Raw genomic sequence first — 26133 nt, 5'->3', positions numbered from 1 at the left:
CGTCGCAGGCAGAAACAAGATGCGCGTGCACGGAAATGTCCTGCTCTTGGGCACAAACCGAATAACCCGGGCTTTTCAACTGCAGGTTAAATGAAGAAAAGCGCCAGTTCCGAAGAACTGACGCTTCCCAGTGGTGGCTCCGACCGGCGTCGATCCGGTGACCTTTCGATTTTCAGTCGAACGCTCTACCAACTGAGCTACAGAGCCTTAGGTGACAATGTCACCATGATTGCCGGAATTTCTTCCGGCAATCAGAGCGACCCTGACGGGACTTGAACCCGCGACCTCCGCCGTGACAGGGCGGCGCGCTAACCAACTGCGCTACAGGGCCTTGCTTGTAGTATCTCTACTACGATTGCGGTATCTCTACCGCTTTTTTCAAGGCTTCCAGCCTACCAGACTTTTCAGCCCGACTTGACCAGTTCCTTGCGTACCCCCAACGGGATTCGAACCCGTGCCGCCGCCGTGAAAGGGCGGTGTCCTAGGCCGCTAGACGATGGGGGCCTGGAACAATCCGAATTCGCGACGGTCAACAACGCTCTGCGTTTACCGCTTCTCGCTCGTCCGAACTGGACTCTAAAACTTTAGAGCATAGTCGGGGATATTCCCAAATCGCGCGCTGTGGAACGGAAACGAGGCTCAAACCAGGAACTCAAACCGGCGTTCAAATCTGCCGCGTCAGAGTTGGCGGTTTCTTGTTGGAAGACGTCCGAATTCCGCCAGTCCGTCAAGCCCATCCCGGGCTAGATTGGCATCATGGCCACAAGCACCCCAATCTCTCCGGCGACCACCCCCTCCCGGACCATCAGTAAGCTCGGCATCGCCGCCGTCATCGTCACCGTTGTCCTCTGGGCATCCGCCTTCGTGGGCATCCGGGCCGTGGGATCCAGCTTCTCCCCCGGCTCCTTGTCGCTCGGACGGCTGGTGGTTGCCGCCGTCGCGCTCGGTATTGTCGCCTTGCCCAGGCTCAAGCGCTGGCCCGAAGGGCGCGAATGGCTGCCCATCCTGGCCTACGGTGTCATGTGGTTCGCGGGTTACAACCTGGCCCTGAACGCCGCCGAGCACATGCTCGATGCCGGAACCAGCGCCATGCTCATCAACGTCTCGCCGATCCTGATCGCCGTCCTCGCCGGCGTCATTCTGAAAGAAGGCTTTCCGCGCTGGTTGATTATCGGCAGCCTCGTGGCGTTCGGCGGCGTTGCGCTCATCGCGCTCGGTTCGGGACAGCGCTCGACGGCGGATGTCGCGGGAGTGCTGTTGTGCCTCCTTGCCGCTGTGCTCGCCGCGGTGAGCGTGATTGTCCAGAAGCCCGTGCTCCGCAAGTTCTCCGCGGCACAGGCCACCTGGTTCGGCATCATGGTGGGGGCCGTGTGCTGCCTGCCGTGGGCGGGCCAGCTGGTGGCCGAAGTGCAGGCCGCACCCCTTCCGGCCACTCTTGGCTTGGTGTACCTGGGGATCTTCCCCACGGCCATCGCTTTCACCACGTGGGCCTATGCACTGTCCCTTATCGAAGCCGGGAAACTCGCCGCCACGACGTACCTGGTTCCGGGCGCCACGATTCTGATCTCCTGGGCGGTACTCAAGGAGATCCCCACCCTCTGGGGCCTTGTGGGCGGCGTCATCTGCCTCGTAGGCGTCGGGTTGACGCGGCGCCGGTCCCGCTAGCATCGCCTCCCGCCAGCAAGCCGGAAGCCCGGCGCCAAGGTGCCCGCGCCGCCATCGAGCCCCGCCGTCGCTACCTCGCCATCCCGGCGAGAAGCTCGCGGTGCGTGGGCGGGTTGGCTCCCGGGCGCCCCACGGTAATGGACGCGGCCATGGAGGCGGTCTGCCCGATGCGTTCGAGGACCGTGGGCGCAAGCCCTTGGCTGCCGCGCAACAGCAGCCCGAGGATCAGTGCCGACATATACGAATCGCCGGCGCCGATGGTGTCCGCCACCACCGAGGTCACCGCGGGAACCGTCAGCTGGGTGTGCGGCGTCGCCATCAAGGAGCCTTGGGCGCCTCGCGTGACGACTGCCAGGCCTGCACCGAGGCCCAGGATGTGCCTGGCGGTCTCTTCCAGGGACTTGCCCGGGTAGAGCCACAACGCGTCGTCGTCGCTGAGCTTCACGACGCTGGTCAGCGGTACGAGGTCCTCGAAAATGCGGAGTGCCTCGCCGTGGCTGCCCAGGAGATCGGTGCGGATGTTGGGGTCGTACGTGACGATGCACCCGCCTTGGGCCTGCTCCAGGAGGGTCCTGACGACGCCGGCGCCGGGCTCGAGGAACGTCGCGATCGAGCCCGTGTGGAGGACCTTCGGGGCGTAAGGCAGTGCGGCTGGACCCAGCTTCCACTCGATGTCGAAGGTGTACTCGGCCGAACCGTCCGCGGCGATCTCCGCCGTCGCCGTCGCGGTCTTCGCGAGCGATTGCGAGCCCGGCAGGACAACCACACCGGCGCTTGCCAAGTGGGCCGCGATGGACTCACCGCGGGAATCACGCCCGACAGCGGTCAGCAGCCCGGCCTTCACGTCGAGCCGCCCGAGGCCGTAGGCGACGTTCGCGGGCGAGCCGCCGGGGTATTCGGTCTGCCCTTCGGGCGAGTTGACGATGTCGATGAGCGCTTCGCCGACCACGACGACGTCGAGCGGCTCGGACGCAAGGGGCGAGTGGTTCATGCGTTTCCTGTTCGTTGGTTGGGGGATTTTCAGTGACTGCTAGTGGTTTTCGGCGGCGCCGACACGGAATCGCGTTCGACGAGGGGACATTCAAAGTATTCGGTACTGCCGTCACGATCCGCGCCGCCCAGCAGCAGCTCGACGGCGCGGCGGCCCATCTCAAGGAAGGGCAGTTCCAGGGTGGTCAGCCCGGGCCGCAAGTGCGGGGCGAGCGTTTCCTGGTTGTCGAAACCCACCAGCGACACGTCGTGCGGGATGGACAATCCGAGTTGGGCCAGCGCTTGGTAGGTGCCCCAGGCGGTGCGGTCGTTCGCGCAGAAGATGGCAGTGGGTGGCTGCGGACCGGTCATGAGTGCGAGGGCATTGTCGAAACCCCCCGATTCATGACCGTCGCCGATGCGGTGGAGCCCGGGGTCCGGGTGCACGCCAGCCTCCTTGAGTGCCCGGAGATAGCCGGCATAGCGTCCGACGGCGGCGGGAAGCTCACCGTCCACCGCACCGATGTTGATCATCGCGACACGCCGGTGGCCCGCGTCCAGCAGCCGTTTGGCGGCGGTGTACCCTCCCAGCTCCTCTTCGGGAGCGATGCTCGGAAAACGCCCGGAACGGTCGCGCGAATTGAGCACGACGGCGGGCACCTCCGCCAGGACGTCCGGCACGTCGAGTATCCGGTGGTACATGGCGGCGTAGACCACTCCGGCCACCTTGTAGGACAGCATGGTCTCCAGCGAAGCGGCCTCGAGGGCCTTGTCACCGCCGGTGTTGACGGTCAGGAGAAGCAACCCGGCCTCCCAGGCCCGGGCTTGGGCGCCCTCGATGATCTTGCCCGCGAATGGCGCTGTGGCCACGAAGTCGCCCACGAAGCCGATCATGCCCGCCACTCCGTCGCGGAGCACCTTGGCGTGGGCGTTGGTCCGGTATCCGAGTTCATGGGCGGCGGCATGGACCCTGCGCCGGGTTTCCTCCGAGAACCTGGTTCCCGCGGCGTCGTTGAGCACCAGGGAAACCGTGGCCTGGGAAACACCGGCCGCGGCAGCGACGTCGTTCATCGTCGTGCCGTAGCGGCTGCCGGGGCGGGTCATGGGCTGGCCTGTCTCTTGGATGCGTTTCTGTTGAATGCGCTGGGGTGCTTACACCGGATCCGTACGGCTTGCCGGGCCTAACCTGGAGCCGGGTTATACGAATTACCAGCCCGGAAAACTCTAGCTGCCACGACATCCGGCGTCAACGACCGCCCCACGGACTAGAGTCGGATCATGCCCGCGAATTTGCCTCCCGGCCTGCCGATTGTTCCCGACGGCGATACCCCTGGCGGCCAGACCATTTCCTCCCGGCTCCCTGGTGCTGGCAGTAGCCCTGGCGCTAGCGCTGGTGCTGTGGAGTTCAATACCGTTCCATTCGCGATGTCCCCGGAAGACTTCGAGGCCGCCGTCAGCGATGCCTTGCTCCTCATCCCGGACAAAGCGGCCCGGGCCATGGACAACGTCGCCATCTTCATCGAAGACGACTACACCCCGCAGCCTGGAGAGGACCCGGACACCGTACTTCTGGGCCTGTATGAGGGTGTGCCGTTGACGGAACGGGACTCTTGGTGGGATGCCGGTTCCCTCCCTGACCGGATCACCATTTTCCGGCAGCCGATCCTGGATATCTGCGGATCCCGCCAGGAAGTCATCGACGAGGTGGCCATCACCGTGATCCACGAGATCGCCCACCACTTCGGCATCGGCGACGACCGCTTGCACGAGCTCGGCTGGGGATAGGCTAGACAGCCACCGTCCCTGCGGCGCCGTCCACTGTGATCGTGTCGCCAGAACCGATCCGGGACGTGGCATCCGGGACGCCCACGACTGCGGGAATCCCGTACTCACGGGCCACGACGGCGCCGTGTGAGTTGGGCCCGCCCATCTCCATCACGAGTCCCCCGGCAGTCAGGAACAGGGGCGTCCAGCCGGGATCGGTGGAGGGCGCCACCAGGATTTCGCCGGGTTCGAGATGCGCGCCCACCGGGTCCATGATCACCCTGGCCACTGCCGTCACTGTTCCCGCGGAAGCCGGGGTTCCCAGCAGCATGCCGTCCGGCAATGCGCCGCCCGACGCCGGTGCCCCCGTCCCGCCGCGCAGGAACCCGGGCAGGGCTTCCGGCTCGGTGCCGTCGGAGAGCAGCACACGTGGGACGTGCCGCCGCTTGAGTTCAAGCTCGTAGGCCTCGCGCCGCTGCGCTACCAGATCGTGGAAGTCCTTGCCGTCCAAGCCACGGCGGGCATCATTGAAATCCAGGAAGAAGACGTCGCCGGCGTCATCGATGACTCCCGCGTCCGCCAAGGCCTCCCCTACTTCCGAAAGCCGGGCGCGGACAGCGGCGAAGCCCCGCACGAGGTGGAACTTGGGAAGCTCACGCAGTCCCGCAAACATGCGTGTCCGCTCAAGGGCCATTTTCACGATCCTCGCGTGCAACAGACTCTTGGACCGTGCACGGGCCACGAGCACGGCGACTTGTTCCTCGGCGTCGTGGGCAGCTTTTTCGAACTGTTTGTCCGGCGCCAATCGGGGATCGTCGAGGCGAAGGTAATTGACCAGGACTCCGATGATGTGGGTGGGATCGTCGGACCAGCGGGGCATGCCCAGGTCGATTTCCGCGATGGCCCGGTGCCCGTAGTCGCGCAGGAACGAGGCCAATCCTGCCTGCGCGACGACCGGAAGCCCGCCGCCGTGGTAGCGCTCCGCGAGCGCAGCGAGATCGCCGCGGGTGAAGGCCTCCGCGGAGGCGGGATCGTCGCGGATGCTGGCCGAGAGCCGCCACAGGGCAAGGTCCATTTCGGTGGTGACGTTGTTGGGCAAGCCGCGGATGATGGTTTGAAGCTCACCCCAGGAGGCCTGCTCGCCAAGTATCTTCCGGACCACCCCGATCATCGCGAAGCCAAGCGCTACCGGAGGCAGGATATTGGGCAGGATGGGGAACAATCCCTCGCGAAGTATCCGCTCGGCGTTGTCCAGCTTTTTGCGGGGAGTGGCATCGGAGGGGACTTCATGTATGGCCTTCAGTTTCCCGCCCAGCCGTTCCACCTTGTCGAGGGCAACGTCCGGCCGAAAGAGGGCGCGCAGCAGGATCTCCGGAAGGCGGAAGCGGACCACGATCGGGGCAACGTGCCTGAGCAGTTTGAGGGGCGTCTTGCTGGTGACAGCGAAACGCGGGTCCTCGAACAGGCCGCGCATGATGGCCGCCGAACGTGATTCCATGACGTCGAAGATCCTGGGCACGATCGCCCGCCCGGCTTTGCTCCGGAACACCGAAGTGAGGTCGAAATAGATCCGCTGCCCTGCCTCGTAGTAGGGCGAAGGCCCGTCCCGCGGTTCGGGAACCCGGAATCCCGCCGCGTCGGCTACCGAGGAGCCCATAAGCCGGATGCCCGCGAGGCCCATGGGAGTCAGGGGACGGATGAGTCCTTGGGCGAGGCTGAAACAAAGGTACGCATGGGGCCCGGGGACTGCGGGTTGGCGGGTCATTTGGGGGTAGAGCGTGGTGATGGGCCGGGCTTGGGTGAGCCACAGTTTGCCCTCGCCGTCGATGGCCCATTCAGTGTCCTGCGGTGCTCCGTAATGCTCCTCGACCCGCTGGCCAAGGGCAGCGAGCGCCCTGATCTGGGAATCGGCAAGGCAGGCGTCCCCGGCCGTTCCGTCGTTGGCCTGCGCCGCCGGGCCGAATCGTTCGGTCCCGCCGCCGGGAATGGAGCGAATCACCAGCTTCCGGTCGCCGATCCTTCGTTCCGTGATCCTGCCGGTGAGGGAATCCACCACAAAATGGTCCGGATTCACCGCGCCGGACACCACGGCCTCACCGAGCCCGGGGTTGGCGTCGATCACCGCCTCGCGGCGCCTCCCGGTCACCGGATTGGCGGTGAACAGCACCCCTGCAGTTTCAGCGTCCACCATCCGTTGTACGACGACGGCGAGCGTCACCGCGGCGTGGTCGATCCCGTTGCTTGCGCGGTAGCTGACCGCCCGGTCCGTCCACAGGGACGCCCAGCACTTGCGGACGGCCTGCAGCACGGCGTCGGCCCCCACGACGTTCAGGTAGGTGTCCTGCTGGCCCGCGAAACTCGCAAAGGGCAGGTCCTCCGCCGTGGCAGAGGACCTGACGGCCACCGGGACATCCGAGCCCAGCGCGGAGTAGGCCGAGCGGACGGCGTCTTCGACGTCGGCCGGGATCCCGGCGTCGAGCACCGCTTCCCTGGCGCGGGCCGCGAGGGAAGCGAGCCCCTCAAGGTCGCCGGGTTCCACGGCCTCAAGGCCACGGAGAATGTCCGGGAGCGCCGACTCGGAGCTGCCATCGGGCTGAAGCGCGCGCTGGTAAGCCCCGGTGGTCAGGCAAAACCCGGGCGGGACCGGAAGTCCCGCCCAGATCAGCTCGCCGAGATTGGCAGCCTTGCCGCCGACCTCAGGAAGCATGGTTGCCCGGATCCGGCGCAGCTCGACGATCAAGCGCGATGCCTCACCGGGCTGTGCGTGCTCCACCATTGCCGTCAGCCTGCGTCCACCGGTCCTTGGGTTTGCCTGTTATGCGGCGAGCATCGGACCGAAGTTGGCGCGGTCCGCCAGCCTGGGGTCCTCGCGGTCGGGAACAACCAGCACGGGCCCTTTGGCATGGTGGAGGACTCCATCCGACGTCGATCCGAGGAGCATTCCTGCGAAGCCTCCCCGCCCGCGCGTGCCCAGCACCACGAGTTCGACGCTGCGGCTCACTTCCACGAGAACTTCCACGGGCGAACCATCAACTAGTTGAGTTTCCGCTGGAAGGTTGGGGAAATGGCTCTTGAGCCACGCCAGGCCTGCATCGAGCTGTACCCTGATGTCCTTGAAGAGTGCCTCGCGGTCCAGGGGCGCCGGAACCCACGCCAAGGAACCGCTGTACTCGGGTACGGCGCAGATGACGCGCAGCTTTGCGCCCATGCGTTCGGCCTGCTCTGCGGCTTCCAAGACGGCAACGCGGGCCTGTTCGGAGCCGTCCACGCCGACTGCGACGACGTTTTCGATCACGCGTGAACCGGCCTTCGCGCGCTCGGCCTTGATGTGCTTGTCCTCTGTGGTTTCCCCCAATCGGTCCGCGCAGAAGAGCGGGACTGTCACGGTGGGGCACTTGGAGTGCGCCGGCAGGGCACTGCTCACGGAGCCCAGGAGCCTGCCTACGAACCCTCCGCGTCCCCGGGTGCCGAAGACAAGGAGCTCGGCCGTTTCGGACAGATCGAGCAGCACGCCGGAGGCATCTCCGTTCTCCACCGATCCATCAACGTCGATGGCGTAGCCGGAAACCTTCTCGAGGGCCTGCTTGACGATTGCTTCGGCGCCGTCCCGGATCACGGAGTCATCCACTGTTGCATAGCCGCCGTCCAGGCCGGAAGCCGCGAAGATGGGCACGGAGTAAGCCGTGACTACATGCAGGGGAAGCTGCCTGCGTTCGGCCTCGCGAGCGGCCCAAATGAGGGCGCATTGGCCGTGTTCGCTGCCGTCAACGCCCACCACAATCCCGCCCGGGGCAATGGATGGTTCCTCCCTGTTGCCTTCGGTCTCTGGTCTATGGCTCTCAGAGTGTTTGCCGTGCTGGTCCATGGGGCCTGCCTCCTCGCACTGCTGCTGATGTTGCGGCTATTCTGCCAGAGGCCGCGCCCACAACGTGTTTCTCGCTTGACTGCCGTGAGTTGCGGTCTCCAATGCTCACTATTCTCGTTTGCAAGGGCCGAATCAAGCCGGAAGAAGCGTATGTGGAAACGCGCAGGAGGGCACGGAAATCTGCCGGATCGTGGCACGAAAAACGCATCGGCGGACATGCCGGTGCCGGGGCTATCCACCACGCGATTTCTTCTGTAATGTTCGAGTCACTGGTGACCGGGGATCGTGTTTTTCAACACATCAACGGCCATCATTCGCGACCGCTTGGGGACCCGGACGCCACCCCGGTGTTGCCTCGGCAACGCACCTTCAAAGAGGAGCCAAGCTGTGTCAACCATGCCTGCTGCGAGTACGGAGCGCACCACTGCTGTGGTCATCGGTGCCGGCATGCCCGGCTTGGCCGTGGCCAGCGAACTCAGCCGTTACGGCGTAGACGCCATCGTGGTGGACGGAATGTATGTCCCCGCACCCTTGCAGCCGCTCAACACCGGCATCCTGCAGCGCTGTGACGCCGCGGACGCCGCGTGCCTCCAGGAGCGCAGCGAAATTCTGCGGCACCTGCGCATTTACGCAGCCAGCCACGCGCTCGATGTGCGGAGCACCACGCGAGCCGTCCGGCTCGACCGCATGGACGAAGCCGCCGTGGGAACCCAGTGGGCCGTCCACACAGCCAACGGGGTTCTCCTAGCCGACCACGTCATTGTCACCCGTTGTGGACAAAGCCAGTTGCGGCGGATGCTTGCCGAGCTCGGCATCGCGATCGGCCAGAACCTCGTCGCAGCGATGCGCGCGATTGGGATGTACTTGGTTGGCGTCGGCGAACTTGCCACGCCCACTCCGAAGGAAGTCCTGCGCCAAGCCAAGGTGGTGGGCCAGGCGATATCCGCCAAGGTCTACCCGGACAGCGTCCACGGGGCCCTCACCGGCACCTTTGCAGCAGTTCCCGTCTCGGCCTAGATAGAGTCCGCGCACAAACCCCGGCGCTACGAGTCCTGGTCGTCCCCGGACCCCTCGCCATCCCCCGAACCGTCAGCGTCCCCGGGATCCCCGCCTGCCAGCCGCCGTCGTGCGGTGATGCCCAGGAAGACCAGCAAGCCTGCGGCCACCACAGCGAAGACCACAATGCTCCAGGGGAACGGCTGGGAGGCATCGGGCACCTTCTCCGGCGTCGCGGTCGTACCCGGTGCGGCAGTGCCGGCGGTGGGCACCTCGACAGATGGTGCGGTGCTCGCGGAGCCGCTGCCCGCCGTCGTACTTCCTGCCTTGGCGGTGAACGTGAAGGTGCCTTCGATGGGGTGCGAATCCGAACTGACAACCCGCCAGATGACGGTGAATGCGCCGGCAGGCGCGCCGGGCTTCAGCTTCTGCGACACCACGGCGTCCACAATCTCGACGGAACCATCCGCCCAGTTCTGGCCTGAGGCGTCGTTCACCCGGATCTGCGAGCCGAGCAGGAGCGGCCGGTTGTTGAACGTGATGGACACGGAGTCCGGGACGCTGGCAACCGTTGAACCGTTGGCCGGTGAGGTCGACTCGGCCGTGTCGTGCGCGAAGGCGGGTGCCGCTGAGAACAGGGCGGCAGAGAAAAGCACCGCGGTGCAAGCGACGACGACGGCCAGCAGCTGGCGGATAGGGCGCATAAGCGAATGACTCCCTTGGTGTTGGATTCCTTACAGACTAGGCGAATTCGCGGGAGGGCCGAAGCCGCGGGCATAGGATTTGAGAGCACACTTCCCCGATCCCCGGAGACTTCCATGCTCAAGCAGGGCTCAGCCATCGACCGCTACTTCAAGATTTCGGAACGCGGATCCAACTACTCGCGAGAAATCCGAGGCGGCTTCGCGACGTTCTTTGCCATGAGCTACATCGTGGTCCTCAATCCTTTGATCCTTTCCGGGGCGGACTCGAGTGGAGCTTCCCTTGGCTTCGCCGCCGTCGCCGCCACCACAGCCTTCGTGGCGGGCATCCTGACGATCCTCATGGGAGCCTGGGCCAAGCACCCCTTCGCCATTGCCACCGGGCTGGGCGTCAACGCCTTCGTGGCAGTCACCATTGCCTCACACCCCGGCCTGACGTGGCCGGACATGATGGGCCTGGTGATGCTCTCGGGCCTGACCATGCTGATCCTGGTGCTCACCGGATTCCGGACCGCCGTTTTCAAAGCCGTACCCGAGGCCCTGAAGACCGCGATCGTGGTGGGCATCGGCCTCTTCATCGCGCTGATCGGCCTGGTCAATGCCGGCTTCGTGCGCCGCATCCCGGACGCCGCCGGTACCACGGTCCCACTGGGCCTGGGCGTTGACGGGAAGCTGCTTGGCTGGCCCACCCTGGTGTTCGTCGTCGGCCTCGTCCTGACCATCGCCCTGGTGGTCCGCAAGGTCCGTGGCGCCATCCTGATCGGCATCATCGTTTCCACTGCCCTCGCGGCCATCCTGGAATTCACTCTGCACATCGGCCCGAGTTTCGACGGCAAAACCTACAATCCCCGCGGCTGGTCCCTGGTCGCGCCCAAGTTCACCGAATGGGCCGCTCCGGACCTGTCCCTCATCGGCAAGGCGAACCCCTTCGGCGCATTCCAGCACCTTGGCATCATCGCCGCCACGCTGTTGGCATTCGTGATCCTGCTCAGCATCTTCTTCGACGCCATGGGCACCATGGTGGGCCTGGCCAGGGAAGCAGGAAACATCGACAAGCACGGAAACATCCCCAACGTGGACCGCGTCCTGCAAGTAGACGCCCTCGGTGCGATCATCGGTGGCGGCTCGTCCGTGTCCTCCAACCAGATCTTCGTTGAATCCGGCGCCGGCATCGGCGAGGGCGCCCGGACCGGCCTCGCGTCGATCGTGACCGGCCTGCTGTTCCTGGTGGCCATGTTCTTCACCCCGCTCATCAACCTGGTCCCGTTCGAGGCCGTCGCCCCCGCCCTGGTGGTGGTGGGCTTCATGATGGTCTCCCAGGTGGGCAAGATCCACTGGCAGGACTGGGGTGTCGGCATTCCCGCGTTCCTGACCATGGCCCTCATGCCGTTCACCTACTCGATCGCCAACGGCCTCGGTGCCGGGTTCATCTCTTTCGCGCTCATCCGCAGCTTCCAGGGCCGGGCCCGCGAAGTCCATCCGCTCATGTGGGCTGTGGCCGCGGCATTCCTGCTGTTCTTCGGGATCGGTCCCGTCGAGGAAATCCTCGGCGTCAAATAGGCCTTTCCGGAATACCGGACACCCTCCGCCTGCAAGCGGTACTTTTCGGTGCCGTCATGCGCTGAGCTTGAATCATGGAGATTTACCCCGCTGTTGCCGATATCCGCCCGACGCCGTGGACCGGCCGCTTCGACGGCGACGGCGATGAGCACCGCCGCTGGTGGCAGGCCGTGGCGCCCCACACTCCCGATACAGGCGCCCAGGGCGCGACAGAAGCGGGCTCCCGGCCCGCCGTCGTCGTGGGCTTCCGCAGTGACGAAGGCGTACGGCGCAACAAGGGCCGCGTCGGCGCGGCGGCCGCGCCGGAGGCGATCCGCCACGCCTTGGGTCCACTGGCTTTCCATCTGGACCGGGACGTGTTCGACGCCGGCGACGTCGTTGTGGAGGACGGCTCGCTGGAGGCGGGCCAGGAGCGCGCGGGCCGCGTGATTTCGGACTTGCTCGACGCCGGCAAGCTCACGGTGCTGCTCGGCGGCGGGCACGAAACTGCTTTCGCCAGCTACCTGGGCGTGGCTGGCTCGGAGGCTGTGGCAAGCGGAAAACGCCTCGGCGTCCTGAACCTGGACGCTCACTTCGACCTGCGCGACGAGCCGGTGCCGAGCTCGGGAACGCCGTTCCTGCAGATGGCCCGGGCGGAAGCCGCCGAGGGCCGCCAACTGAACTACGCCGTCGTCGGCATCTCCGAGCCCAACAACACACGCACCCTCTTCGATACGGCGGACCGGCTGGGCGTGAAGTACCTGCTGGACGAAGACTGCTCCGCGGAGGCCGTGCACGATTTCGTGGCTTCGTTTTTGGACGGGGTGGATCTGGTGTACCTGACGATCGACCTGGACGTGCTGCCGGCGTCGGTGGCTCCCGGCGTGAGTGCTCCCGCTGCATATGGCGTTTCGCTGGCCGTCATCAGCGCGGTGTGCAAGCAGCTTGCCGCAAGCGGGAAACTCCTGCACTTGGACGTCGCAGAGCTCAACCCGGAGTTCGATATCGACTCGCGGACCGCCAAGGTGGCCGCACGCTTGGTGAACACGCTGCTGGGGTAGGGGCCTCCTGAGGTGCCGTGCCCACCCAACTGACTCGCAGTTGTTGTCGTTTTGAGCCCTCAAAACGACAACAACTGCGAGCTAGTTGGGCCTCAGTTCGCGTCGCGGGAGGTCACGTGAAGCAATGCCGAGAAACCCGGCGAAAGGCTTCGAAACCATTGTTGGTTCGCGCGCCGCAGCCTGCCTAACCTCGATGCACGTGGTGTACCCGAGAGGCCAGGGAGCTGCCTGCAAAGCAGCGCACGCGGGTTCGAATCCCGCCACCACGTCTCCAAGACCGCCGCACGAGGCTCCGCCGGTGATCCAGCTCCCAGAATGACAGACATCCGATGACACTTTGCTATCTTTTATGCAGGAATTGCCGCTCCCCCAACGCGGCATCCTGCAGAAGGAGGCCCCCAATGAGCACTGCCACGATAGAAAACAACGAGATCCATTTGTCCTTTGCGTCCGTCGACGAAGTCCATGCCGGACTTGACGAAGCCGTCAGCACGCTCATCGAAGCCGCTGCAGACAACGGCCGCTGCGGGATCCTGGTGACCCGCCGGGAGCCCGGAAGCTACACGGTTGCCTTGGACGAGTCCGTCCCGTTCGGCCAGACCCGCGAGGTTCTCGCCGCCTAGGAAGCCTAGGAGCAGGTAGGGACAACAAAACCGGGGCTTGTTTTCCAGACCACGCCAAGAAGGCGCGGAATGGGAAACAAGCCCCGGTTCTTTAACTCGGTTTCTTGCAGGTCACTACACCCGGCGCAACTCCACGCCGTCGGACTTCATGAAAAGCTGTTTGGCGGCTTCATCGGCGCCAGGTCCTGCGGGTTCAAGCCACACAACGTTGCCGCTGCCCGAGACTTCCTGCACCTCCCCCGCCGCGACCACATGTGCGTGCCTTACGACTTCGATCCGCTCCCCCACCTTCAGCGTTCCCCAGTTGGAAACGACGGCAGACTGTGCGATTCGCCTGGACAGTACTGTCCCGCGTGCCTTCATTGAACTTCTACCCCTTTGTGGATGTTCGTTACTTCAGTTGTGAACGGATATTCCCGGCAGGCCCACGACATCGTCGGCGTGGACATGCCGTACCCCATAAGTTCTACTACACAGAAAGCGCCCCGGGGCGCGTATTGCCAAACATTTCCGGGGCGCTTCCTATTATTCACTCGAACAGTATTTTGTTCGGCGTCAGGCGAGAATTCCGACGGCGGATTCGGCGGCTGTTCGCACCTCGCCGGCGCCTACAAGACGGTCCGCAGCTTCCAGCTCAGGTGAGAGGAAACGGTCAGTTCCGGGGCCGTCGACGACGCCGCGCAGCACCTCGATCACGGCGGTACCAGCCGGCCCCGGGGTAAGTTCGCCACCGGACAGTTTGGTGCGGATGTCGAGGGCGCGGGCGCTCGTGACGAGTTCCACAGCCAGGACGCGGCGCAGGTTCTCGATTGCCTTGCGCAGCTTGCGGGCAGCGTGCCACCCCATGGAGACGTGGTCTTCCTGCATGGCGGAGCTCGGGATGGAGTCCACCGACGCCGGGACGGCCAGGCGCTTGTTGTCCGAGACGAGTCCGGCCTGGGTGTACTGGGCAATCATGAGGCCCGAGTCCACTCCGGGATCGTCGGCAAGGAAGGCCGGGAGTCCGTGCGAGCGGGCCGGGTCCAGCATGCGGTCTGTGCGGCGTTCCGCGATGGAAGACAAGTCCGCCACTGCGATCGCAAGGAAGTCCAGCACGTAGGCCACCGGGGCGCCATGGAAGTTGCCGTTGGAGGACACGCGTCCGTCCGGGAGCACCACGGGGTTGTCGATGGCTGCGGCCAACTCGCGGGAAGCCACGAGTTCAGCGTGCGTCACGGTGTCGCGGACCGCGCCGGCCACCTGGGGTGCGCAGCGGAGCGAGTACGCGTCCTGGACCTTGGTGTCATTGACGCGGTGCGAAGCAACGATCGGCGAGTTCGAAAGCACGCGCAGCATGTTGTCCGCGCTGGCAGCCTGGCCCGGGTGGGGCCGCAGGGCCGCGTGCAGTTCCGGGAGGAACACCTGGTCGGTCCCGAGCAGCGCCTCGACGCTGAGCGCGGCGGTGATGTCCGCCGTCGTAAGCAGCAGGTGCAGGTCGGCGATGGCCATCAGGAGCATGCCGAGCATGCCTTCGGTGCCGTTGACCAGCGCGAGGCCTTCCTTTTCCGCGAGGACCACCGGCTCGATGCCGTGCGCGGCGAGGAGCTCGGCAACCGGCTTCTTTCCGGCGGCGCCGTACAGTTCGCCGTCGGGCCCGGTGGCTTCGCCCTCGCCCATCAGGACCAGGGCGCAGTGGGACAGCGGGGCGAGATCCCCGGAGCAACCCAGGGAGCCGAATTCACGGACAACGGGGGTGATGCCGGCGTTGAGGACGTCCACCATGGTCTGCAGGACCACGGGACGAACGCCCGTGCGGCCCGAAGCCAGGGTCTTGGCGCGCAGGAACATGATGCCGCGGACAACTTCGCGCTCCACTGCCGGGCCCATGCCGGCGGCGTGGCTGCGGATGAGCGACTTCTGCAACTGGGTGCGGAGTTCGTTGGGGATGTGGCGGTTGGCCAGGGCGCCGAAGCCCGTGGAGACGCCGTATGCCGGAACTTCGCTGTGCGCGAGGCCGTCGATGTGGGCGCGGACCTTGGCGACCGCGTCCAGAGCTTCCTGGGAGATGGTCACCTTGGCGTCGTGGCGTGCGACGGCGACGACGTCCTCTGGCGTGACTCCGCTGGAGCCGAGGGTAACGGTCAGCGGTTCGTGGGTAATGGTTGTCATTTTTCCTCGTTCTTCCCAACTAGCTCGCAGTTGTTGTCGTTATAAGGGCTCATAACGACATCTAGTGCGAGCCAGTTGGGGTTGTCGGGTGTGGTTAGCGGGTTTCTTCCATGGGGATGCGGACGCCGCGTTCGTGGGCGACGTCGATCGCGCGGTCGTAGCCGGCGTCGGCGTGGCGGATGACGCCCATGCCGGGGTCGTTGGTGAGGAGGCGTTCGAGTTTTTGGGCGGCGAGTTCGGTGCCGTCGGCCACGGAGACCTGGCCGGTGTGGATGGAGCGGCCGATGCCCACGCCGCCGCCGTGGTGGATGGAGACCCAGGTCGCGCCGGAGGACGCGGCGGTCAGGGCGTTGAGCAGGGGCCAGTCGGCGATCGCGTCGGAGCCGTCCTTCATGGACTCGGTTTCCCGGTAGGGGGAGGCCACGGAGCCGGAGTCCAGGTGGTCCCGGCCGATCACGATGGGGGCCTTGACTTTGCCTTCGGCGACGAGCTGGTTGAACAGCAGCCCGGCTTTGGCGCGTTCGCCGTAGCCGAGCCAGCAGATCCTCGCGGGGAGGCCTTCGAATTCGACGCGTTCGGCGGCGGCGTCGAGCCATTTGTGCAGGTGGGTGTTCTCCGGGAACAGTTCCTTGATGGCTTTGTCGGTCACGGCGATGTCTTCGGGGTCCCCGGAGAGCGCGACCCAGCGGAACGGGCCCAGGCCCTCGCAGAACAGCGGCCGGATGTAGGCCGGGACGAAGCCGGGGAACTCGAAGGCCCGGTCGTAGCCGCCCTTGCGGGCCTCGTCGCGGATGGAGTTGCCGTAGTCAAAGACCTCGGCCCCGGCGTCCTGGAACTCGACCATGGCCTGGACGTGCCTGGCCATGGAGGCCTGGGCCTTCTTCGTGAACCCTTCCGGGTCCGCTTCGGCCTCGGTGTGCCACTCGGCCACGGTGATGCCCTCGGGCAGGTAGGAGAGCGGGTCGTGCGCGGAGGTCTGGTCGGTCACGACATCGATGCTGATCTCCCCGGCCCGGTGCCGGGCCAGGAGTTCGGGGAAGACTTCGGCGGCGTTGCCCACGTACCCCACGGACCAGCCGCGGCGCTCGTCCTTGGCCTTGACGACCTTGGCGATCGCGGTGTCCAGGTCGGTTTCGACCTCGTCCAGGTAGCGTTTGCCCACCCGGCGGCGCAACCGGGACTCGTCCACGTCCACGATCAGGCAGGCACCATCGTTCAGGGTCACCGCGAGCGGCTGGGCCCCGCCCATGCCACCGCACCCGCCGGTCAGCGTCAACGTCCCCGCCAACGGGCCCTCCGTGGAACCCTCCGCGGCGGGGGCCAGGCGGCCCTCGGCGCGTAGTTTGTTCCCGACGGCGGCGAACGTCTCGTAGGTGCCCTGCAGGATGCCCTGGGTGCCGATGTAGATCCAGGACCCCGCGGTCATCTGCCCGTACATCATCAGGCCCTCGGCCTCGAGGCGGCGGAACTCCGGCCACGTCGCCCAGTCACCCACGAGGTTCGAGTTCGCCAGCAACACCCGCGGCGCCCACTCGTTCGTGCGGAACACCCCCACGGGCTTGCCGGACTGCACCAGCAAGGTCTCGTCCTTCTCCATCGTCTCCAGGGTCCGGGTGATCGCATCGAACGCGGCCCAGGACCGGGCAGCCCGGCCCGTGCCGCCGTACACGACCAGGTCATCCGGACGCTCGGCGACCTCCGGGTCCAGGTTGTTCATCAACATCCGCAACGGCGCTTCGGTCTGCCAGCTCTTCGCGGTCAGCTCCGTGCCGCGCGCGGCCTTGACCGGACGGGCTCCGGTAGTGAAATCGGCGGGTGCCATGATGACTCCTTCGTCTCTGGAAGTTGTTAGGTGGAAGTGCTTCTGTATCCAGTAGAGCCCCTCCGCAACCCTCTTGGAATGGCTTTATGGACGGTGCTGTCCGGAATACCAGACTCAACTAGCTCGCAGTAGATGTCGTTATGAGCGCCCAAAACGACAACAACTGCGAGCTAGTTGGGCGGGGCAGACTAGGCGGGGCGGGCTTGGCGGGGGCGGGCTAGTTGGGCGGGGGCGGGCTAGGAAGGGCGGCCATGGATGCGGATCGACAGTTCGTCCGCTGTTTTCTGGATTCGGGCGGCCAGGGCGGGCCATTCCTCGACCGGCACCTTGTCCTCGAGGAATGTCACGGCGACTGCCGCCGTCGGCCATCCCAAATGGTCGGTGACGGCAGCAGCCACCGAACCGAAGCCGGGCGTGACTTCGCCGTGTTCAGTGGCGTAGCCGCGCTGCCGGACCTGGTCCAAGTGCGAGGACAAGGCCGAGTACTTCATGATGGGCGATTCCATCTCGTGCCGGGCAGTAAAGGCGGCAGCATTCGGGTACAGGGCCCTGACCTGCGATTTCGGCAGCGCGGCCAGGATCGCGCGCCCGCTGGCGGTGAGGTGGCTGGGAAGCCGGACCCCGACGTCGGTCACGAGGGAGGGGCGGTTCTTGGCCCGCTCCTCCACGATGTAGAGCACATCGCGGCCGTGCAGGACGGCCAAGTGCGCACTCTCGCCGATCGCATCCACAAGGGCGGCAAGCATGGGGCGACCGAGCCGCGACAAGGGCTCTTGACGCGAGTATGCCGAACTGAGTTCAAAGGCACTGATTCCCAGCCCGTAGCGCTGCTCCTCATGAAGGTGCAGGACGAAGCCGTTGGCCTCCATGACGCCTAGCAGGTGGTAGACACTGGACCGGGGCAGGCCCAGCGCCGTGGCGATGTTGGACGCTGCCATCGGGCCACGCCGGGAAGCGAGCAACTTCAAGATGCGCAGGGTGTTCTCGGCGGCCGGAACCTTGGAAGCGGCCCGGCCTTGAGTGGACGGCTGTATGGACATAGCTCCTCTTCGAGTGCACAGTAATGCCCGACCCGCCCCTTGCGCCACAAGGCGGCAAGGCGGGTGTCCGGGATCCCGTACTTAAGCGTGCGCCCCATGGAGTGGATCGGAAAGCCAATCAGAACATTAAGCTGTCTGGAATACCAGACATTTGCGCACAGGACGGCTAGCCAACAACGGCTGAGCAGCGAAGCGTCTGAGAACCGAGACAACGATGTGCCGTGAGACCCATCACAGCCCACTACGGAATGTTCTGCTGGTTAACAGCCCCCCTCCCAATGACGAGAAGGTATTCGCATGCAGCAAGCCCCAACAGCCGTCAGGACGCCGACCGCCAAGGTCGTCGAAGGCGCGGTCACCACCGTTCTCAGCCGCGGCCTCAATGTCCGCCACATCCGCTTCATGGCCCTCGGTTCGGCCATCGGGACAGGCCTCTTCTACGGTTCCGCGTCTGCGATCCAAAAGGCCGGACCGTCGGTTCTCTTCGCATACATGATCGGCGGCGCCGCCGTCTTCATGGTGATGCGTGCCCTTGGCGAAATGGCCGTCCGCCACCCCGTCTCCGGCTCGTTCGGCCAGTACGCCAGCCGCTACCTCGGACCCCTGGCCGGGTTCATCACCGGGTGGACCTACGTCTTCGAAATGGCCATCGTGGCGATCGCGGACGTGACGGCGTTCAGTATCTACATGGGCTTCTGGTTCCCGCAGGTGGACCGATGGATCTGGGTCCTGGCGATCATCCTCCTCCTTGGCGCCATGAACCTCCTGAGCGTCAAGGTCTTCGGCGAGCTCGAGTTTGGGTTCTCGCTCATCAAGGTGGTGGCGATCATCGCCATGATTGCGGGCGGCGCGGCGATCATCGTCTTCGGCTTCCATTCCGGCAATGGCGGTGCGGCACCGGGGCTGGGGAACCTCGTTGACCACGGCGGCCTGTTCCCGAACGGTTTCGGCGGGCTCCTAGCTTCCTTCGCCGTCGTGATGTTCGCCTTCGGCGGGATCGAAACGATCGGCATCACGGCAGGCGAAGCCGCCGACCCCAAGAAGGTCATACCGCAGGCCGTCAACACCGTCCCGGTGCGAGTACTTCTGTTCTACGTCCTGACGCTCGGCGTGCTCATGAGCTTGTTCCCCTGGAATGAAATCGGGAACAACGGCAGCCCGTTTGTGCAGATCTTCAGCGGGCTCGGCATCCCCGCGGCGCCCCACATCCTCAACGCCGTGGTCATCACTTCTGCGCTTTCAGCCATCAATAGCGACATTTTCGGCGCCGGACGCATCCTTTTCGGGCTTTCCCAGCAAGGACATGCTCCGAAGAGCTTTGGCAAGATCTCAAGGCACGGTGTTCCCTGGATGACCGTGGTCCTCATGGGCGGCATCCTGCTGGTGGGCGTTGTGCTCAACGCGGTGATCCCCGAGGACGTGTTCCTCGTGATCGCTTCCATCGCCACCTTCGCGACAGTGTGGGTGTGGGTCATGATCCTCGCCTCGCACGTCGCCATGAAGCGCGAGATCAAGCGCAAGGGCCTCCCGGCGTCGGAATTCGCGTCGCCATGGTGGCCGGCAGCGTCCGTGATGACCATCGCCTTCATGGCCCTGGTAATCGTCATCCTTGGCGTCTTCGAGGACACCCGCGTGGCCTTGTACGTAGGCGCCGTGTGGCTCGGGCTGCTGGTGCTGGCCTACAAGCTGTGGGTTCGAGGTGGCGGCCGGGTGCGCGCCGAGCTCGTCGACGAAACAGCCTCGATCCCCGTGGTGGCCGGGCGCTCATAGCGGACACTGGCCGACGACGGCGGCCCGTCACTAACCATCGACCGTCACCGCAGGCCAGCGCTATCATCAGGCATGGTTCCGCAGATTATCGCGGTGGCCCTCGGGCTCGGTGCGGTCCATGTGGCGGCTCATCCGCGAGGGTTTTGTCGTCGGTGCGAGCAACCCGAAGTCGATCGTGTTCTTCGTGGCCGTGCTCCCCCAGTTCGTGGAGTATTCGAGCGGCAGCATTCCGCTTCAGCTCGCCGAACTCGGAGCTGTTTTCCCGGTGATCGCCCTGATTTCAGACAGCATCCGGGCCCTCGCAGCGGGCAAGGCACGCCACTGGTTTGCCGCTCCCCGCGGCGGATCTCCACCCTGCGTGCCACGGGCGGGGTCATGATGATCGGGCTCGGCGGAACCTTGGCGCTCACGGGCGCCAAGACTTAGCGCCTGGGACCCGATGCAACTGCGGACTCAGCCGGCAGGAAGCCAATCCACGTGCGAGTCCGAGTCGTAGACCCGGCAAACCCGAACGCTGTCCTGGGCAGGACCATCGACCAGCTTGAGGGTGATCTTCATGAGGATGTCGTAGGACGCCAGACCGGAGGCCGCCGTTGACTGCGCGGGGTTCCCTGAGAACGCGATAGAGACCACCGTGAATGGCCGGGGCACTACCGTTCCGGTCACAATTGAGGAGTGGGCGGCATCGCTTTGCAGCCTGGCGGTGCAGCTGTCCTTGATGTGTTGGATCCCGGCCGCGTCGAGGCCCTGCTGCACAGGAGCAGGCGCCGCTGGCGCCGGAGCTGGCGCAGCGGGTGCCGGCACCGGGGCATCGGGCTTGGCACTGCTCGGGGCAGGGACCGGGGCCTGACTTGAAGGCGCAGAGCTGGCGGAAGCGCTGGCCGAAGCAGAGCTGGCGGAAGCGCTGGCGGCTGGGGCTGAAGCGGTAGCACTCGGCGTCGTGGCCGGCGTCCTGGTGGCACCGGGTGCAGAAGCGGCTGCACTGACGGTGGCCGACGGCGCGGCGCCGGCAATCGAGTTTGATGACATCTGCGTGGCGTTGAGGGTGATCGCCCCCGCCAGCCCGACCGCCACCACGCCCGCAACGACAATTCCTGCTTTTGCCGCTCGTCGCATTGTTCCCCTCCCAGACCTGACGGAACATTTGCTTTGAGCGTATGGACTGTTCGCCCGGCTTGGCATGCGTAACCCCTACCCGTCTTTGCCCGGACCACTCGGGTCACCACTTGCTTGCCTGGGGTGCTTGTCCGAGTAGTGGTCCAAGTGACGTGAGTGGCCCATGTGCCATAACGGGTGCAAGTCACTCATGTGTTGCGTGTGGTCGGCGCCTACCGTTGGAAGATCGCGACTGCAAAGGAGTGATTCCGATGTTCGATCCTTACTCAAGGCACGCTGCTCGGATGCGCAAGCAGCGCCGCCATGCTCTGGCTTTGCGACTTTGCCAAGTATTTTCGCGGGCATCCAAGCAGGCCAAAACGGCTGTCTCTCCATTCAAGGTGGGAGACTACGTGGCTGGAGACGATCCCTTCAACGGGTCCAAGGAAGGCGTGGTGGTCACCATCAAAGGCCCATCGATTGGCTTGAGAACCGTCGTGCCAACGGGTGGCACCCTGGTCTACTACGACTACCGCCAATTGCGGAGGCCGTGGTGAATATGTCCGCCGCCGGCGTTCCCGGCAACCGGTTCATGACAATTGCCGAGGTTGCCGAGGCCCTGCGGGTATCCAGAATGACCGTTTACCGCCTCGTGAACTCGCACGCCATCCACGCGGTGCGGTTCGGGCGGTCATACCGAGTTCCGGAGTCGGCGGTGGAGTCCTACATTGAGCATTCCGCCGTGGACGAAGCCGAACCTAAGGCAGCCGGGAACCCGTAAGGGTATTCGGTCCAACGGAATCGCGCTCTACCGGCGGGCATTCAAGCTTTACCACCGGGCTCCCCGCCGGTTCGTCGACGCCGAGGAGCAAGCGCACGCCCGCGGCGCCGAGCTCGTAGTGCGGCAGCGCGACGGTGGACAGCGGTGGCCGCATGTGGGCGGCGATGACTTCCTGGTTGTCGAACCCCACCACGGCCATGTCATCGGGAATCGACAGCCCCTGCTGCTTCAGCCCGTCGTAGAGACCCATGGCCATGCGGTCGTTGTAGCAGAAAACTGCCGTGACGTCGCGTTTGAGGAGTTCCTCGACTGCGCCGTAGCCGCCTTCCTGGTCAGGATAGGCGTCGAACACGAGGTGCGGATCGAAGGCGATTCCCGCGGATTCGAGCGCTTCCCGGTAGCCCTGGAGGCGTCCGTCCTTCGCCGGTGCAGGAATCGTGGCGTTGATGAAGGCGATCCTCCGGTGTCCCTTGCGCACAAGGATGTCGGTGGCTTCCCGTCCGCCGTGGACTTCATCCGGGACCACGGCCAAGGCGTCGGAGTCCGGGGAGAAGCAGTTGACCAGAACGAAGTCTGTCTCTTGCAACGCGGCGGGGATCTCAGTTGGGCGGTGGAACCAAGTGGAGTACAGGATGCCGCGAACCTTGTGCTCGAGCATCATCGAGATAGCGTCTCTTTCCACGGGCTCGTCGCCCTCGGTGTTGGCGACCAGGAGCACGAATCCGTGTTTCCAGGCTTCGTCCTGGGCGCCGTGGATGATTTGCCCGGCGAAGGGAGTCGTGGCGATCGCGTCAGCGACGAGGCCAATGAACCGTGAACTGCCGCTCACGAGGTTCTTCGCGAGGGCGTTCGGACGATACCCCAGTTCGCGGATGGTGTCCAGGACGCGTTTGCGGGTCCCGGCGCCGATCCTGGCGTCTTTCTTGTTGTTGACAACAAGGGAAACCGTGGCAACGGAAACTCCAGCCCCTTCCGCCACGTCCCGCATCGTGACCGGATGACTCGTCCTCGAAGTCGCCGGTGGATGCGAGGGGTTAACCTCGGGTTCTCTCAAGCTTTTTTCAGACGTCATTGGCCCTCCCCCCACAGTCTATCCAGTGGCCTAGTCCTCACCCCTTCGTCGCCCCGCTCTCTAGGCCTTGGATCATCGCCTTGTTGAGGACAAGGAACACGAGCAGCAAAGGAGTGATGGTGATGCAGACAGCGGCGAACGTCGCGGTCCAGTCGACCTTGCCCATCGCTCCGATGTAGTTCTGCAGCCCCAGCGGGATGGTCTTGAGCCCTTCGGAAAGCACGAAGGTGTTCGCGAAGATGAAGTCGTTCCAGATGAAGATGCTGTTCACCAGGACCACTGTCACTACCGTGTTGGTGGAGAGCGGAAGGGTGATGAGTCCGAAGATCCGGTACGGGCCTGCGCCGTCCAGGGAGGCTGCCTCATAGGTCTCGCGGGGAATGTATTCAAAGAATGACGAGAAGAGGTAGACCGACATCGGAAGGGCGAACCCCGCCAAGGGGATGATCATCGATTGGTAGGTGTCCAGCAGGTTCACGGACGAGTAGTCGATGAATAGCGGCACCAGCGCGATCTGCACCGGCACGATGATGCCGATCAGGAAGAGGCCCCGGACGAATTTGCTGAACCGGAACCCGAGCACCTGCAGCGCATACGCTGCCATCATCCCGAGCAGGACGATCAGGAGGTTGGCACCCATCGTGACGATGAAACTGTTCAGGATGTTCTGGCCGAGGTTGCCTGTCTGGAAAGCGCGGGCGTAGTTGTCGAAGCTGATGGAACTCGGCAGTGCGAAGGGATCACCCGTGGCGAAGTCGTGCTCGTTGCGCAGGCTCGTGAGGAACAGCCAGGCGAGAGGGTAGACCTGCACGACGACGATGAGGACGATCAGCACTCTCGACAGGGTTTGGAAGACGTTTGGCTTGCGCCGCCGACGTCGGGGAGCCGGGCTGCTTGGCGGTGCAGGGATCGGCCGGGTAACCGGGGCTGTTTGCGCGGTCATGCGTCAGCCTTTCGTTTGAGCATGAGCAAGATGAATCCGACGGCGACGAGGCACTCGACCACGATGAACACCGAGATGGTGCTGGCGTAGCCGAAGTCGGTGCTGGTGAACGCGGTTTTGTACATATACGTGGTCAGGAGCTCCGAGGATTGGCCGGGGCCGCCGTTCGTCATGAGGTAGGGGATATCGAATCCACGCAGGCCGTAGGTCGTAGCCATGATGGTGGTGGTGATCCACACCGGCCGGATGTGCGGGAACCTGATCTTGGTGAACAGCTGCCATCGGTTGGCGCCGTCCAGGCGTGCCGCCTCTTCAAGTTCCTGCGGGACGGCGAGCAGCGCGGCGTAGATGATGAGCATGTAGAGTCCCGTGAACCGCCAGCCTTCGGGGGCTGAAACTGCCGCCAGGACAGTATTGACATCCGATAGCCAGGGGCGTTCGAGGGCGCCGAGACCGATCCAGCCGAGGACTTGGTTGAGAAGCCCCACCGGATCGATCGAGTAGATCCGTACGAAGAGGAAGGCGATGGCAACCGTCGAGATCACCGCAGGCAGGAGATAGAGGGTTTTGACGAGCTCGCGGCCTCTTCGCAGCGAGGTCAGGAGACTGGCGACAAACAACGCGCCGCCCAATTGGAGGACGAGGCAGATGGCGAGGTAGCCGAGGGCGTTGAAGAAGGAACGCCAGAACACGCCGTCGCCGCTGAGCATGTGCACGTAGTTCGCGAAGCCCACGAACTCCATGTCACTGATGCCGTTCCAGGAGAAGAAGCTAAGGAACAGCGATTGCAATATCGGGAACAGCACAGCGACGCCGTAGAGGAGCAGCGGCGGGAGCAGGAAGACCAGGACCGAGAGCCGTGATCGATTGGGAAGCATGGGAGTGCCTTTCGGGTGGGGGGCCTGCGCCCCCCACCGCTGCGTGTTATTTGAAGAACTTGGGAGCGTTCTGTGCGATGGTGCTATCCATCGTGCTGGTGAACTCGCTCGGGGATACGTTGCCTTGGACCAGGAGGGTGAGCTCCTGCTGGAGACGCGTGTTGCTCGTCGGGTCGAGCTGCGTGTCCCAGGGCATGATCTGCTTGGTGCCGAGGTCGGTCGCCTTGTCGAGCGCCTTCTTGTAGAGCGGCGTCGCGTTGGCGGGGATCGTGGTCTGGACGTTCGTGGTCGGGGCGAGCGCGCCCGTCGCGGCGTATTCGGCAGGGTACTTGGTGAGGGCGAACTTGAGGAAGTCGGCCACGAGCGGGTCATAAGTCTTTGCGTTCACCGCCATGCCGATGCCCGACGGAGAGACGTACTCATTCGCCGCGGTGACCGAGCCGGACGTGGTTGGGAGCGTGAAGAAGTCGACGTCGTTGCGGACTGCCGGGTTGAGCTTGTCCGTCGCGAGGCTCGAGAGCTCCCACGTGCCGATGTTATACATGGCGGCTTGTCCGGACGTGAACTGGTTCTGGGCGTCCGAGTAGCCCTGCGACGAGAAACCTTCGGAGAAGCACTTGGACTGGCCCAGGGAGGACAGCCAGTTGACGGTCTTCTGGCCTGGGGCATCGGCAAACTTGGCTTGGTTCTTCTTGAGGCTCGTGACGTAGTCGGGTCCGGCCTGACGGAACGGCTGGTAGGCCGCATAGCGCTCGAGCGGCCACTGGTCCTGTCCGTCGAGGGCAATGGGAGTGATGCCCGCTTTGCGCAGCGCCGTGCAGGCCGCGGGAAGGTCATCGAGCGAGGTGGGGACCGTGATGCCTGCCTTCTGGAAGAGCGCCTTGTTGTACCAGAAGAACTCGAGCTCGAACTGCATCGGGACCATGTAGAGCGAACCGTCGTCGAAGCGCTGGTAGTCCAGGGCTGCTGGACGGAAGTTGTCGTAGAGGCCGAGATCCTTGAGTAGCTTGCCCGCGTCGACCATCTTTCCTTGCTTGGCGAGTTGCTGGGCGAAGGGCGTGGCGTCCGTGTCGAACAGCTCCGGGAGCTTGTTCGCGGCGGCGAGGGTTTCGTACTTCTGAATGTACGAGGGCCGGTCCGGGGTCGTGATCAGGTTCAGGGAGAAGCCGGGATGGGTTTGTGCGTACTCATCGGCGATCTTTTTCATGATGTTGATGACTGCACCGTCAGCAGGCCGGGACAGAAGCCACGAGATTTGCCGCGGTTTGATGTCACCGGTGGGACTGACGTTGGCTGCAGGATTGCCGCCGCCGCTTCCACAAGCGGCGAGGGCGAGGGTGACGGCCGCCGCTACGGCGGCCGTTCGCATGAGTCTCTTCATGGGGAAAATCTCCTTTGATT

At 64.8% G+C, this 26133-nt stretch carries 23 protein-coding genes, 4 tRNA genes and 1 pseudogene; 11 read left to right on the top strand and 17 right to left on the bottom strand.

Going from position 1 to position 26133, the window contains the following annotated elements; all coding sequences use genetic code 11:
- Positions 1 to 131 precede the first annotated feature (131 nt).
- From LFT47_RS01500 to LFT47_RS01490, 3 genes are all read right to left on the bottom strand, one after another.
- Positions 132 to 207: transfer RNA gene (locus tag LFT47_RS01500), tRNA-Phe, on the bottom strand.
- Positions 208 to 257: 50 nt separating this feature from the next.
- Positions 258 to 331: transfer RNA gene (locus LFT47_RS01495), tRNA-Asp, on the bottom strand.
- A gap of 100 nt (positions 332 to 431) precedes the next feature.
- Positions 432 to 504: transfer RNA gene (locus LFT47_RS01490), tRNA-Glu, on the bottom strand.
- 252 nt (positions 505 to 756) lie between these two features.
- Here LFT47_RS01490 and LFT47_RS01485 point away from each other — a divergent pair.
- The gene (locus LFT47_RS01485; RefSeq protein ID WP_236814434.1) at positions 757 to 1665 is read left to right on the top strand and encodes a DMT family transporter; all 909 of its coding nucleotides are present in this window, start codon (positions 757 to 759) and stop codon (positions 1663 to 1665) included.
- A gap of 70 nt (positions 1666 to 1735) precedes the next feature.
- On the opposite strand, the gene LFT47_RS01480 is transcribed toward LFT47_RS01485, so the two are convergent.
- Complete coding sequence (locus LFT47_RS01480; RefSeq protein ID WP_236814432.1) at positions 1736 to 2656, bottom strand: carbohydrate kinase family protein; 921 nt, start codon at positions 2654 to 2656, stop codon at positions 1736 to 1738.
- Between the two features lie 29 nt (positions 2657 to 2685).
- The gene (locus LFT47_RS01475) at positions 2686 to 3738 is read right to left on the bottom strand and encodes a LacI family DNA-binding transcriptional regulator (protein WP_236814430.1); all 1053 of its coding nucleotides are present in this window, start codon (positions 3736 to 3738) and stop codon (positions 2686 to 2688) included.
- 174 nt (positions 3739 to 3912) lie between these two features.
- Here LFT47_RS01475 and LFT47_RS01470 point away from each other — a divergent pair, with 174 nt between their 5' ends.
- Positions 3913 to 4419 carry a metallopeptidase family protein gene (locus LFT47_RS01470; RefSeq protein ID WP_236814427.1) on the top strand — a complete coding sequence of 169 codons (507 nt, stop codon included), beginning with the start codon at positions 3913 to 3915 and terminating at the stop codon, positions 4417 to 4419.
- 1 nt (position 4420) lies between these two features.
- On the opposite strand, the gene LFT47_RS01465 is transcribed toward LFT47_RS01470, so the two are convergent.
- On the bottom strand, positions 4421 to 7174 hold the full coding sequence (locus LFT47_RS01465; protein ID WP_236814425.1) for a PEP/pyruvate-binding domain-containing protein: 2754 nt from the start codon (positions 7172 to 7174) through the stop codon (positions 4421 to 4423).
- 39 nt (positions 7175 to 7213) lie between these two features.
- Positions 7214 to 8263, bottom strand: coding sequence for a universal stress protein (locus tag LFT47_RS01460; RefSeq protein WP_236814423.1), 1050 nt, complete (start codon positions 8261 to 8263; stop codon positions 7214 to 7216).
- 396 nt (positions 8264 to 8659) lie between these two features.
- Between LFT47_RS01460 and LFT47_RS01455 the strand changes: the two genes are divergently transcribed.
- Positions 8660 to 9280 carry an FAD-dependent monooxygenase gene (locus LFT47_RS01455; RefSeq protein ID WP_236818251.1) on the top strand — a complete coding sequence of 207 codons (621 nt, stop codon included), beginning with the start codon at positions 8660 to 8662 and terminating at the stop codon, positions 9278 to 9280.
- Positions 9281 to 9306: 26 nt separating this feature from the next.
- Here LFT47_RS01455 and LFT47_RS01450 read toward each other — a convergent pair whose 3' ends face one another.
- Complete coding sequence (locus tag LFT47_RS01450) at positions 9307 to 9963, bottom strand: copper resistance CopC family protein (protein WP_236814420.1); 657 nt, start codon at positions 9961 to 9963, stop codon at positions 9307 to 9309.
- A 114-nt stretch (positions 9964 to 10077) separates the two neighbouring features.
- Between LFT47_RS01450 and LFT47_RS01445 the strand changes: the two genes are divergently transcribed.
- From LFT47_RS01445 to LFT47_RS01430, 4 genes are all read left to right on the top strand, one after another.
- Positions 10078 to 11520 (top strand): NCS2 family permease, encoded by a 1443-nt coding sequence (locus tag LFT47_RS01445; protein ID WP_236814418.1) that lies wholly within the window; start codon positions 10078 to 10080, stop codon positions 11518 to 11520.
- 74 nt (positions 11521 to 11594) lie between these two features.
- Positions 11595 to 12560 carry a formimidoylglutamase gene (gene hutG, locus LFT47_RS01440; RefSeq protein ID WP_236814416.1) on the top strand — a complete coding sequence of 322 codons (966 nt, stop codon included), beginning with the start codon at positions 11595 to 11597 and terminating at the stop codon, positions 12558 to 12560.
- 198 nt (positions 12561 to 12758) lie between these two features.
- Positions 12759 to 12829: transfer RNA gene (locus tag LFT47_RS01435), tRNA-Cys, on the top strand.
- 132 nt (positions 12830 to 12961) lie between these two features.
- Complete coding sequence (locus tag LFT47_RS01430) at positions 12962 to 13183, top strand: hypothetical protein (RefSeq protein ID WP_236814414.1); 222 nt, start codon at positions 12962 to 12964, stop codon at positions 13181 to 13183.
- 114 nt (positions 13184 to 13297) lie between these two features.
- Here LFT47_RS01430 and LFT47_RS01425 read toward each other — a convergent pair whose 3' ends face one another.
- The 4 genes from LFT47_RS01425 to LFT47_RS01410 form a co-directional block, all read right to left on the bottom strand.
- Complete coding sequence (locus LFT47_RS01425) at positions 13298 to 13546, bottom strand: hypothetical protein (RefSeq protein ID WP_059388455.1); 249 nt, start codon at positions 13544 to 13546, stop codon at positions 13298 to 13300.
- A gap of 192 nt (positions 13547 to 13738) precedes the next feature.
- Positions 13739 to 15331: a histidine ammonia-lyase gene (hutH, locus tag LFT47_RS01420; protein ID WP_236814413.1), complete on the bottom strand. Its 1593-nt coding sequence runs from the start codon at positions 15329 to 15331 to the stop codon at positions 13739 to 13741.
- A 94-nt stretch (positions 15332 to 15425) separates the two neighbouring features.
- On the bottom strand, positions 15426 to 17153 hold the full coding sequence (locus LFT47_RS01415) for a urocanate hydratase (protein ID WP_236814411.1): 1728 nt from the start codon (positions 17151 to 17153) through the stop codon (positions 15426 to 15428).
- A 236-nt stretch (positions 17154 to 17389) separates the two neighbouring features.
- Positions 17390 to 18193, bottom strand: a complete 804-nt coding sequence (locus LFT47_RS01410) for an IclR family transcriptional regulator (RefSeq protein WP_236814409.1) — start codon at positions 18191 to 18193, stop codon at positions 17390 to 17392.
- A 297-nt stretch (positions 18194 to 18490) separates the two neighbouring features.
- Here LFT47_RS01410 and LFT47_RS01405 point away from each other — a divergent pair, with 297 nt between their 5' ends.
- Together LFT47_RS01405 and LFT47_RS01400 are read left to right on the top strand one after the other, a co-directional pair.
- A complete protein-coding gene (locus tag LFT47_RS01405) occupies positions 18491 to 19963 on the top strand; it encodes an amino acid permease (protein WP_236814407.1) in 1473 nt (490 codons plus the stop codon).
- Between the two features lie 112 nt (positions 19964 to 20075).
- Positions 20076 to 20389, top strand: a pseudogene (locus LFT47_RS01400) (LysE family translocator); the annotation flags it as partial.
- A gap of 27 nt (positions 20390 to 20416) precedes the next feature.
- On the opposite strand, the gene LFT47_RS01395 reads toward LFT47_RS01400, so the two are convergent.
- Positions 20417 to 21079 carry a hypothetical protein gene (locus LFT47_RS01395; protein ID WP_236814405.1) on the bottom strand — a complete coding sequence of 221 codons (663 nt, stop codon included), beginning with the start codon at positions 21077 to 21079 and terminating at the stop codon, positions 20417 to 20419.
- A gap of 284 nt (positions 21080 to 21363) precedes the next feature.
- Here LFT47_RS01395 and LFT47_RS01390 point away from each other — a divergent pair, with 284 nt between their 5' ends.
- Both LFT47_RS01390 and LFT47_RS01385 read left to right on the top strand, forming a co-directional pair.
- A complete protein-coding gene (locus LFT47_RS01390; protein ID WP_236814402.1) occupies positions 21364 to 21615 on the top strand; it encodes a hypothetical protein in 252 nt (83 codons plus the stop codon).
- A 2-nt stretch (positions 21616 to 21617) separates the two neighbouring features.
- Positions 21618 to 21839: a helix-turn-helix domain-containing protein gene (locus tag LFT47_RS01385; RefSeq protein WP_236818249.1), complete on the top strand. Its 222-nt coding sequence runs from the start codon at positions 21618 to 21620 to the stop codon at positions 21837 to 21839.
- On the opposite strand, the gene LFT47_RS01380 is transcribed toward LFT47_RS01385, so the two are convergent.
- From LFT47_RS01380 to LFT47_RS01365, 4 genes are all read right to left on the bottom strand, one after another.
- Positions 21817 to 22827 carry a LacI family DNA-binding transcriptional regulator gene (locus LFT47_RS01380; RefSeq protein ID WP_236814400.1) on the bottom strand — a complete coding sequence of 337 codons (1011 nt, stop codon included), beginning with the start codon at positions 22825 to 22827 and terminating at the stop codon, positions 21817 to 21819. The two genes, LFT47_RS01385 and LFT47_RS01380, sit on opposite strands and share 23 nt — an antisense overlap.
- Before the next feature lie 121 nt (positions 22828 to 22948).
- Positions 22949 to 23854 carry a carbohydrate ABC transporter permease gene (locus LFT47_RS01375; protein ID WP_236814398.1) on the bottom strand — a complete coding sequence of 302 codons (906 nt, stop codon included), beginning with the start codon at positions 23852 to 23854 and terminating at the stop codon, positions 22949 to 22951.
- Positions 23851 to 24732, bottom strand: coding sequence for a carbohydrate ABC transporter permease (locus LFT47_RS01370; protein ID WP_236814396.1), 882 nt, complete (start codon positions 24730 to 24732; stop codon positions 23851 to 23853). The genes LFT47_RS01375 and LFT47_RS01370 overlap by 4 nt, the downstream gene beginning before the upstream one ends.
- Positions 24733 to 24778: 46 nt before the next feature.
- Positions 24779 to 26113 (bottom strand): ABC transporter substrate-binding protein, encoded by a 1335-nt coding sequence (locus LFT47_RS01365; protein WP_236814394.1) that lies wholly within the window; start codon positions 26111 to 26113, stop codon positions 24779 to 24781.
- Positions 26114 to 26133 lie beyond the last annotated feature (20 nt).

It is taken from the genome of Arthrobacter sp. FW306-2-2C-D06B (assembly GCF_021789175.1).
GTDB lineage: Bacteria > Actinomycetota > Actinomycetes > Actinomycetales > Micrococcaceae > Arthrobacter.
This window is presented reverse-complemented; position numbering and strand designations above follow the sequence as displayed.